Source organism: Variovorax sp. YR566 (assembly GCF_051992195.1).
Lineage (GTDB): Bacteria > Pseudomonadota > Gammaproteobacteria > Burkholderiales > Burkholderiaceae_C > Variovorax.
Genome location: NZ_CP197092.1, coordinates 3,310,085 through 3,319,616 on the forward strand (window position 1 = coordinate 3,310,085; position 9,532 = coordinate 3,319,616).

Annotated in this window: 11 protein-coding genes; 5 read left to right on the forward strand and 6 right to left on the reverse strand. The window is 66.6% G+C overall.

From position 1 onward, the window contains the following. Positions 1-23: 23 nt before the first annotated feature. Positions 24-776 (forward strand): LamB/YcsF family protein, encoded by a 753-nt coding sequence (locus ACTG4X_RS15405; RefSeq protein WP_440534218.1) that lies wholly within the window; start codon positions 24-26, stop codon positions 774-776. Positions 777-837: 61 nt separating this feature from the next. On the opposite strand, the gene ACTG4X_RS15410 is transcribed toward ACTG4X_RS15405, so the two are convergent. Genes ACTG4X_RS15410 through ACTG4X_RS15435 form a run of 6 tightly spaced genes read right to left on the reverse strand, consistent with a single transcriptional unit; the run spans position 838 to position 6,397 of the window. Then, entirely contained in the window at positions 838-1,128 is a 291-nt protein-coding gene (locus tag ACTG4X_RS15410) for an FmdB family zinc ribbon protein (protein WP_354337897.1), read from the reverse strand. Then, positions 1,097-2,509, reverse strand: a complete 1,413-nt coding sequence (gene hydA / locus ACTG4X_RS15415) for a dihydropyrimidinase (protein ID WP_354337898.1) — start codon at positions 2,507-2,509, stop codon at positions 1,097-1,099. The genes ACTG4X_RS15410 and hydA overlap by 32 nt, the downstream gene beginning before the upstream one ends. A gap of 28 nt (positions 2,510-2,537) precedes the next feature. Next, positions 2,538-3,473, reverse strand: coding sequence for a dihydrodipicolinate synthase family protein (locus ACTG4X_RS15420; RefSeq protein ID WP_440534219.1), 936 nt, complete (start codon positions 3,471-3,473; stop codon positions 2,538-2,540). A gap of 11 nt (positions 3,474-3,484) precedes the next feature. After that, complete coding sequence (locus ACTG4X_RS15425) at positions 3,485-4,633, reverse strand: NAD(P)/FAD-dependent oxidoreductase (RefSeq protein ID WP_440534220.1); 1,149 nt, start codon at positions 4,631-4,633, stop codon at positions 3,485-3,487. After that, a complete protein-coding gene (locus tag ACTG4X_RS15430; protein ID WP_440534221.1) occupies positions 4,630-6,078 on the reverse strand; it encodes an FAD-dependent oxidoreductase in 1,449 nt (482 codons plus the stop codon). Before ACTG4X_RS15430 ends, ACTG4X_RS15425 begins: the two co-directional genes overlap by 4 nt. Next, positions 6,071-6,397 (reverse strand): (2Fe-2S)-binding protein, encoded by a 327-nt coding sequence (locus ACTG4X_RS15435; protein WP_440534222.1) that lies wholly within the window; start codon positions 6,395-6,397, stop codon positions 6,071-6,073. The genes ACTG4X_RS15430 and ACTG4X_RS15435 overlap by 8 nt, the downstream gene beginning before the upstream one ends. Before the next feature lie 204 nt (positions 6,398-6,601). On the opposite strand from ACTG4X_RS15435, the gene ACTG4X_RS15440 reads away from it, so the two are divergent. From ACTG4X_RS15440 to ACTG4X_RS15455, 4 genes are read left to right on the forward strand one after another with little or no spacing between them, the layout of a single operon-like run. Then, complete coding sequence (locus tag ACTG4X_RS15440) at positions 6,602-7,435, forward strand: transporter substrate-binding domain-containing protein (RefSeq protein WP_093176751.1); 834 nt, start codon at positions 6,602-6,604, stop codon at positions 7,433-7,435. Between the two features lie 17 nt (positions 7,436-7,452). Next, complete coding sequence (locus tag ACTG4X_RS15445; protein WP_354337903.1) at positions 7,453-8,121, forward strand: amino acid ABC transporter permease; 669 nt, start codon at positions 7,453-7,455, stop codon at positions 8,119-8,121. Beyond that, positions 8,121-8,810 (forward strand): amino acid ABC transporter permease, encoded by a 690-nt coding sequence (locus tag ACTG4X_RS15450; RefSeq protein WP_440534223.1) that lies wholly within the window; start codon positions 8,121-8,123, stop codon positions 8,808-8,810. Before ACTG4X_RS15445 ends, ACTG4X_RS15450 begins: the two co-directional genes overlap by 1 nt. Then, positions 8,788-9,525 carry an amino acid ABC transporter ATP-binding protein gene (locus tag ACTG4X_RS15455; protein ID WP_093051925.1) on the forward strand — a complete coding sequence of 246 codons (738 nt, stop codon included), beginning with the start codon at positions 8,788-8,790 and terminating at the stop codon, positions 9,523-9,525. Before ACTG4X_RS15450 ends, ACTG4X_RS15455 begins: the two co-directional genes overlap by 23 nt. Positions 9,526-9,532 lie beyond the last annotated feature (7 nt).

Below are 9,532 nucleotides of genomic sequence, written 5' to 3' on the forward strand. Positions count from 1 at the left end.
ACAAGGAACAAGGAAACACAGCCATGCCATCGATCGACATCAACTGCGACATGGGCGAGAGCTTCGGCCCCTGGGTCATGGGGCAGGACCTCGAGATCCTCCCGCACGTGACCTCCGCGAACATCGCCTGCGGCTTTCATGCGAGCGACCCCGACACCATGCTGAAGACCGTGCGTGCGGCCATTGCCAACGGCGTGGCGCTGGGCGCCCATCCCGGCCTGCCGGACCGCCAGGGCTTCGGACGACGCGCGATGGACATGTCGCCGGCCGAGGTCTATGCGCTGGTGATCTACCAGGTCGGCGCGCTGCAGGGCTTTGCGCGGTCCCAGGGCGCATCGCTGCACCACGTGAAGACCCACGGCGCTCTCTACAACATGACCGTGCGGCAGCCGGCGCTCGCCGAAGCGGTGGCGCAGGCGGTGTTCGATTTCGATCCGACGCTGCAGCTCTTCGTGGCGAACAGGAACATGGCCCAGGCCGCGCGCGACAAGGGCCTGGCGGTGTGCTCCGAGGTCTTCGCAGACCGCAGCTACCAGGACGACGGCACGTTGACGCCGCGCTCGCAGCCGGGCGCCATGATCGAAGACGTCGAGCAGGCCATCGCACAGGTGCGGCGCATGGTGCTCGAGGGTGTCGTTCGCTCCGTGAACGGCGTGGACGTGCCGGTGACCGCCGACACCCTTTGCCTTCACGGCGACCAGCCCGGCGCCGTCGTGTTTGCCCGGCGAATCCGCGAGGCGTTGCTGGCCGACGGCAATGCCATCGCGCGGACCTGAGCGTTTTCGACTGCACGCCCTTGCTGCGATCGGCGCGGCCTGCCTGGTCCCGCCTGGAGGTTCAGGCACCGGCTCGCGGACAGCAGGCGCAAGCGCCACTCTGCCGGAGTCGCCGATAGCTCGAACCGTCGCTCTGCGCCGCAGCATGCCGCAACTTTTCGCCGCTTCGCTGCCCACCCAGTGAAGCCGGCACGCTCAGCACGCGGCCGGACTCCGATCCGCATGCGGGGCAGGGCGCCGGCCTGTCGAACAGGGCCATCGGCCGCCGTTCGACGAATGGTCCGCAGCGCGGGCAGGCGTAGTCGTAGGTGGGCACGGAGTTACCAGCCGCCCGATTCACCACGCGCCACATAGCGGCCGCTGCCGCTCTTGCCGAGCCATCGGTCGCCGTCGACGATGAGTTCGCCGCGCAACAGCACTTTCTTAACCTGTCCCGTTACGCCCCGGCCTTCGAACAGCGTGAAATCGCAGTTGCCGTGCTGCGTCTTCGCCGAGATGACGTGCGGCGCATCGGGGTCGAAGATCACCAGGTCGGCATCGCTGCCGACGGCGATCGTGCCCTTTTGCGGAAACAGTCCGAACAGCTTCGAGGGCGCCGTGGACACCAGCTCGACGAAGCGGTTGAGCGAGATGCGGCCGGCGCGCACGCCGCCGTCGTAGAGCGTCGCCATGCGTGTTTCCACGCCGGGTACGCCGTTGGGGATCTTCGAGAAATCATTGCGGCCGTACGGCTTCTGGTTCACGCGCCCCAGGTGCCCTTCCTTCATGCAGAAGGGGCAATGGTCGGTCGAGACCAGCTGCAGGTCGTCGGTGCGCAGTGCGGTCCACAAGGCCTGCTGCGACTCCTTGGAGCGAAGCGGCGGACTCATCACGTAGCGCGCCAGATCGAAGTCTTCGCTGTCGTAGGCGCTGTCGTCGAAGAACAGATAGTGCGGACAGGTTTCGGCAAACACCGGCACCCCCATGTCCCGGGCCTCGACCACATGCTTGAGCGCTTCCCTGGCCGAGAGATGGACGAAGTACACGGGCGCGTCGGCGAGCTCGGCGAGCTTGATGCCGCGGTGCGTGGCTTCGCCCTCCATGATCGCCGGCCGTGTGAGCGCGTGGTACTTGGGTGCGGTGTGCCCCTGCGCGAGCGCCTCCTTGATGAGGAGTTCGATGATGGTCCCGTTCTCGGCGTGCAGCGCGATCATGCCGCCGTGCTGCCCGACCATGCGCATGGCCTGGAAGATGGCCGCGTCGTCGACCATCACCGAACCCGGGTAGGCCATGAACATCTTGAAGCTCGAGACTCCTTCATGCCTGATTGCGTGCTGCATGTCGGCCAGCGCCTGGTCGTCCACGCCGGTCACGATGACATGGAAGCCGTAGTCGATGCAGGCCCCGTCGGCGCCCTTCACCCGGGCCCGCTCGATGGCCTCGAGCACGCCCACGCCCTTGCGCTGGAAGGCGAAGTCCACGATCGTCGTGGTGCCCCCGAAAGCGGCCGAACGCGTGCCCGACTCGAAGCTGTCGCAGGTGGTCGAGTCGCCGAAGGTGTTGTCCATGTGGGTGTGGCAATCCACCCCGCCGGGCAGCACCAGCATGCCGGCGGCGTCGATGACCTCGACGTCGGCTCCGACATCGAGTGCGCGGCCAATGGCGACGATGCAGCCATCGTCGATCAGCAGGTCGGCGGTGTAGTCGTCCACGGCCGTGACGATGCGGCCGTTGCGGATGATCTTGCGGGTCATGGGCGGGGCTCTCCTTGGTCGGCTCGGTTCAGGCGTGCACGCCGGCCTCGGCCAGCGCACGTTCCAGTGCCGCGATTTCATCGCGCGGCAGCGGTCCTATCGGGGGGCGCATGGCGTCGCTCGGAAAGCGGCCCAGCAGCTTGAGGCAGGTCTTCAGGCGCGCCGTGGCATATCCGCCGGGCGCGGTGCCGTAGATCGCCTTGGCGAGCGGGTAGATGCGGTCGTTGAGCTTGCGTGCCTGCGCGAGGTCGCCACGCTTGATCGCAAGGTCGAGGTCGATCACCAGTTCGGGAACGACCGCGGCCAGGCTCACCAGGCTGCCTTCGCTGCCGATCGCGAAGCAGGTCAGCAGATGCTCGTCGCCCGAGGCCATCATCGCGACGTGCGGCGCCACCCGCTTCACCAGGCGGCGGTTGGCCTCGTAGGCCGCCGCCTCCCAGCTTCCTTCCTTGATGCCGACCACATGCGGCATCTGGGCGAGCTCTGCCAGCACCTCGGGACGATAGGCGAGGGTGCCTGCGTTGACGCCGGCCTGGTAGAGCATCAGGGGCATCCGCGCGTTGGCATTGGCAATCCGGTGGTGCGTTACCGCCATGCGCGAGTCCTGCGAGAGTGCCCACGAGAACGGCGGGAAGACCAGCGCGGCATCGGCCCGGGCCGCCTTGGCGTCGTCGACATGGCGCTGGGCCTCGAAGCTGTCTTCGGCATTGATGCCGCACACCAGCAGCGATCGTTCGCCGCAAACCTCGAATGCGATCTCGGTCACCCGGCGCTTTTCCTCGCGCGAGAGCGAGAAGTTCTCGCCGGCATGGCCGTTGATCAGCAGGCCCTTCATGCCCGGCACAAAGGCGTTGGCCTCGAGATGGCGCGCCAGCGTTGCTTCGTCGATGCGGCCGTCGTCGAGCAGCGGGCACAGGGTGGCAGCATAGATGCCGTGGAAAGCGTCGGGTTGTTGGGGAATCATGGATCGGGTTATCAAGTGCCGGGCATCGGCATGCCCAACAGGCGGGCGGGATCGAAAAGAGGCAGTTCGGGCTGCTGCCCGAGGATGTGCTGGGCCATGATCCGGCCCATGAACGGACCGCTGGTGTAGCCCGAGTGGGCGCTGCCGACCACGTAGGCCCGCGGCACGCCGGGCACGTCGCCGATGATCGGCATGGCGTCGGCCGTCTCGGCCTCAAGGCCGAGCCAGATGCGCGCGATGCGGGCCTCGGCCAAAGCGGGGAGGGCATAGGCCGCCAGGCGCATGTTGCCCACGAGATTCTGCGGACGGGCTTCGATGCCACCGCGCTCGCGGTCGCCTTCGCCCTGCCAGCCGCCGCCGATCAGCACGGTGCCGTTGGCGAACTGCTTGAGCGACAACAACCCGTTGGCGACGCTGAGCACTGTGCGCATCACCGGTCGCACGCGCTCGGTGATGATGAGCTGGTTGATCAGCACCTTGATCGGGATCTGCACGCCGAGCCAGGCGAGCATGTTCTCGATCCACACCCCGCCTGCGAGGACCACGCGCGTCGCCTGCAAGGGCGGCCGGCTCGCCGCGCCGCCAAAGCGGATCACGTGGCCCGCGTCCCCGGAGTCGATGCCCTCGACGGGCGCGTTCTCGAGCACGTCGACGCCGGCGGCCGTGAGCGCATGGCGGAAGGCGCGGCCCGTGAGATAGGCGCTTGCGAAGCCATCGATGTCGCAGTAGCCCGCCTTCAGCAGGCCGGGGTGCACGCCGGGCTCGATCTCTCTCGCGCGCGCCGGCGAAATGACTTCGATCGGCGCACCGTATTCGCGGCGCGCCTTGGCGCGCAGTTCGACCAGTTCGCACTCGGCCTCGGTAAAGGCCAGCGTGAGGCCCGGCACATGGGTCGCGAGCACGCTCATGCCCAGCCATTTCTCGGCGTCCATCCACATTTGCCAGGCGCGCATTGCATAGGGCACCAGCGCGGCGCGTGTCATGTGCAGCGTCAGCGTGCCGGCGTTGACGCCGGATGCCTCGCGGCACAGGGGCCCGCGATCGACCAGTGCGACCCGCATGCCGCCTTGCGCGAGATGCAGCGCGGTTGAGCAGCCCATGACGCCGCCACCGATCACGACCGCGTCGTACGCGGCCGAGGAGCGCACGTTGCCGCTCACAGCGGCGCCGCCTTCGGGATCGGGATGTCGGCATAGGTGTAGTTGCCGGCCACCTCGGCGAGCGAGACCGGACGCAGCGGGGCCCGGCCCGTGAAGCAGCCCACGGCTTCGCGGCTGCCTGCGTGAGCAGCGAGCAGGGCGCCCGCGATGTCCCCGCAGGTGCGGCCCTGGCAGGGGCCCATGCCGCAGCGTGTCCAGGCCTTGAGCTGGTTCATGTCGCGGGCGCCATCGCGCGCGGCGGCATCGATCTCGGCTCGGGTCACGTCTTCGCAGCGGCAGACCACCGTGTCGGGCGCAATGCTCGCGACGGCGCCTTCGCGCAGTGCCATCAGACCCGCCATTGCGCGCCCGAAGCGGGCGGGCTTGTGCCATTGCGCGAGCAGTCGATCGCGTTCGCGCGAGTGGGCCTCGGCCGTCAATCGGCCCAGATCGTGGGCGCAGGCCACGGCAGCAAGCTCGCCGTGGGCGCCGGCTGCGGCGGCACCGGCAATGCCAGCCCCGTCGCCCGCGACGTACAGACCGGCGACGGAGGTGCGGCCCTGCGCATCGGTCTCGGCAATCCAGCCGCCACGCGCCGCTTCGTAGCGGTGGCGCGCACGCAGCAGCCGGGTGACGTCGGTGCCGGGCACAAGGCCGTGCCCCACCGCAACAGCGTCCGCCTCGAAAGCCACAGGCGCGGCATGCGCAACGGGCGCACCGGTCATGTCGACCTGCCGCGCGTGAACGAGGAATCCGTCGCCGAGCGCTTCGACCGACGCGATGCCGTGGCGATAGAGCAGCGGCACACGCGCCTTGCGCAGGAGCGCCTTCCATTGCACGCCCTGCCACAGCAGATCGGGCCGGCCGGTCAGCGAAGGCAAGGTCTGCAGCCAATCGGCCCGGCTGGACAGGTCCAGCACGGCAGCGACCTCGCCGCCGGCCTTGAGGATGCCGCTCGCCACAGCCAGCAGCAGGGGGCCGCTGCCTGCCACCACCGTGCGGCGCCCGGGCAGCATGTTCTGGGACTTGAGGAGGATCGTGGCGGCGGCCAGGCCGATGACGCCGGGCAGGGTCCAGCCGGCGAAGGGAATGACCCGCTCGGTCGTGCCCGTTGCCACGAGCAATGCGCGCGGCTGCCAGCTTGTCACGCCCTTTGGGCCGATCAGGTCGGTGCGAAGGCTGCTGCCCACGTTCCACACCTTGTGACCGAACAGGCATCGGATGCCGGAACGACTTAACTCGTCGCGCAGGGCGTCGCCCTGTACGGCTTCGTCCGAGGGCCGAATGCCCGCCGCCCGCGTGAAGCCCGGGGGCAGGGGACGCCACACCTGTCCTCCCGCGTCGGAGTTCTCATCGACCAGCAAGACGTCGAGGCCGCAGGCCTGCGCGCGCAGCGCGGCGCGTGCGCCGGCCGGTCCGGCGCCGATCACCAGCAGATCGATGGGGGAAGGGGGCGCTTCAGCCAAGACGCTGCTCCCGGTAGTCGAGCGACTCGATCTCCAGGCCCGCCGCCGCCGGCACCTGGCAGGCCGGCAGCTTGTGCCCGCCCACCCATACGAGGCATTCCTGGCAGGAGCCCATGAGGCAGAACATTCCGCGCGGTGCGTTGTCGCGCGGACTGCGCCGGAGTTCGCGCTGTCCTGCGGCAAACAGCGCCGCCGCGACGCTCTCGCCCTCGAACGCGTCGACCATACAGCCGTCGGCCATGAAACGCACCGCAGGTCCGCGCTGCACTGCCTGGTCGGCGCGCAGCGATGGCATCGCAGAAGTTGAGCTTTTCGTCATGAGAGGAAGTGACGGAATGAACGGGTAAACGCGAACTGGAAGCCTGGACTGGACCGCTCGAAGTTTATTGTATACATTCAATATATATATCTTATATTTTTTGAAGACAAAATGCGATCTGGCATTCGTCTTGCATCCGTTTTTCCCGACATCCGGGCCGCTTCGGCGACTGGTTCAACCTTCACCCTCTAGGAGTTTTTCTCGATGAAGCAGATAAGGAACACCATCCGCCGCACCCTCCTGGTTGCCGGATCGCTCGCGCTGGGTTCGGCGCTGATGGGCCTGCCGGCCACGGGCTCGGCACGCACGCTCGATGAAATCGTGGCCAGCAAGAAGCTCGTGATCGGCGTCAATCCGACCTTGCCTCCGCTGGGCATCTTCAATGACAAGAATGAAATCGACGGCTTCGATGTGGACATCGCGCGCAAGCTCGGCGAACTGCTGGGCGTCAAGACCGAGATCGTGCAGGTCGGCTCGCCCGACCGCATTCCCTTCGTGAGCAGCGGCAAGATCGATGCGGTGCTCGGCGCCATGACGATCACGGCCGAGCGCCAGAAGGTGATCGACTTCACCGTGCCGCTGCACACCGAGGTGCTGGGCGTGCTGACCACCAAGGCCAAACCCTACAAGGACTGGATGGAGCTCAACGACCCGGCAGTGAGACTGGTCGAGGTGCGCGGCGCGACGCCCGTGAAGCTGGTACAGGAAAAGCTGCCCAAGGCGCAACTGCTGCTGCTCGACAACTACCCCGATGCGGTGCGCGCCATTGCCCAGGGCCGGGCCGATGCAATGATCGACGTGATGGACTTCATGACCGAGCACACGGCCAAGCACAAGGTCGACTGGCGCATCGTGGACGCACCGATCGAGGTCTACTTCTGCGGCATCGGCGTGCAGAAGGGCAATGACGCCTTGCGCGAGAAACTCAGCGCGGCCGTCAAGGAAATGCACAAGAGCGGCTACGTGGACGAACGCTGGAAGAAGTGGTTCGGTGGCCCGATGCTGCACGATCCGCGCACCGCACCGACCTATAAATAAGGCCGCGAGGGGAGGGCATGCAATTCGACTACACACCGGTGCTGGAGCGCCTGCCCTATCTGATCGGCGGCGCCTGGCTGAGCCTGCAGATCGCGTTCCTCGCGTTTGCCTTCGGAATGCTGCTCGGCCTTGGCGGTGCCTCGGTGCGCGCCTACGGCCCGCGCTGGGCGCGACGCATCGTCGGTGCCTACGTGGTGTTCTTCACCAATACGCCGCAGCTGGTTCAGATCTTCTTCATCTTCTTCGCGCTGCCCGATGCCGGCATCCTGCTGTCGCCGTACCAGGCCGTGCTGATCGGCATGACGCTCAATGCCGGTGCCTACCTCACAGAGATCCAGCGCGCGGGCTTCGAATCGGTGCGCCTGCCTGAGCTGGAGGCCGCCGAGACGCTGGGCTTCACGCGCATCCAGACCATCCGCTACGTGATCCTGCCGCACATCGTGCGCGTGCTGTTTCCGCCGCTGTCCAACCAGTACATCCTGATGACCCTCGGCACGTCGATGGCGGCCGTATTCGGTGTCGAGGAACTCACCGGAAGGGCCTACAACATCAACTCCGAGACCTTCCGTTCGATCGAGGTGTTCTCGGTTGCCGCGGTGCTCTACATCGTGATCACGCTGATCGCCACGCTGTCGCTGGCCTTCGTCGGAAAGCGATTCTTCCGCGCCAAGATGAGGTGGTTCTGATGCTCGACCAGATCCTCCAGGAGCTGCCTCGTTTCTTCAGCTACTACAACCTGCTCTTCTTCGCGAAGGCGCTGGGCGTGACCTTTGCCTTGTCGGCCATCGGCTGCGTCGTCGGGTTCTCGCTGGGCTTTCTGCTCGCGGCCGTGAGGCTGGACACCCGGCCGGCAGGCCGGCCCCTGCGCGTTGCTTCGACGGTCTTCATAGAGCTGTTCAGGCGCATCCCCTTCCTCGTGACCCTGATGCTGGTGTTCTTCATCTTCCAGGGGCTCAACGCCGACCTCGCCATGTTCACCGTGGCGTTGATCAGCGTCTGCCTGATCGCCACCGCATTCATCGCCGAGATCGTGCGAAGCGGGCTCGAATCGGTGCACCGCAACCAGTGGGACGCTGCGGCGGCGATGAACTTCAGCTACGTGCAGACGCTGCGCCTCGTGATCGTCCCGCAGGCCTGGAAGATCATTCTTCCGCCGGTCTTCGGCTTCTTCGTCCTGTTCATCAAGGACACCGCGCTGGCCTCGCAGATCGGTGTCGTCGAACTGGCCTTTGCCGGCAAGACGATGAACAACAAGGGCTTCTCGGCCACGCTTGTCTACGGCACGGTGCTGGCCCTTTATTTCATGCTGTCCTATCCGCTTGCCCGGTTCGGAAAACACCTGGAGAAAAAGCTTGCCCCAACTCGAAATCGTTGACCTGAAGGCCAACTACGGCTCACACACCGTACTCGAGCGCATCAACCTGTCGGTCGACAAGGGCGAGATCGTCAGCCTCATCGGCCCGTCGGGCTCGGGCAAGAGCACCTTGCTGCGCGTGCTGATGGGCCTGCTGCCGCCGATCGAGGGCCAGGTGCGCATCGACGGCCAGGCGCTCGACTACAACGACCGCGAACAGCTGCGCCGCCTGCGTTCGCAGATGGCCATCGTGTTCCAGCAGTACAACCTGTTCCAGAACATGACGGTGCTCGACAACGTGACCGTCGCACCGATCAAGGTCAAGGGACGCCCGCGCAAGCAGGTCGAGGACTATGCGATCCAGCTGCTCGAGAAGGTGGGCATGGGCTCCAAGCTGAAGGCGTACCCCGACCAGCTGTCGGGCGGCCAGCAGCAGCGCGTTGCAATCGCGCGCGCACTGGCGCTGCAGCCGGGCATCCTGCTGCTCGACGAAGTCACGGCCGCCCTCGACCCCGAACTCGTCAACGAAGTGCTGGACACGGTGCGGCTCCTGGCGGCCGAGGGCATGACGATGTTCATCGTCTCGCACGAGATGGGCTTCGTACGCGAGGTATCGAGCAAGGTCGTTTTCATGGCCGACGGGCACGTGGTCGAGATCGGCGCGCCGCGGCAGATCTTCGACGAACCCCGCGAGGCACGCACCCGCGAGTTCGTCGGCAAGATACTGCGGCACTGATCGGCTC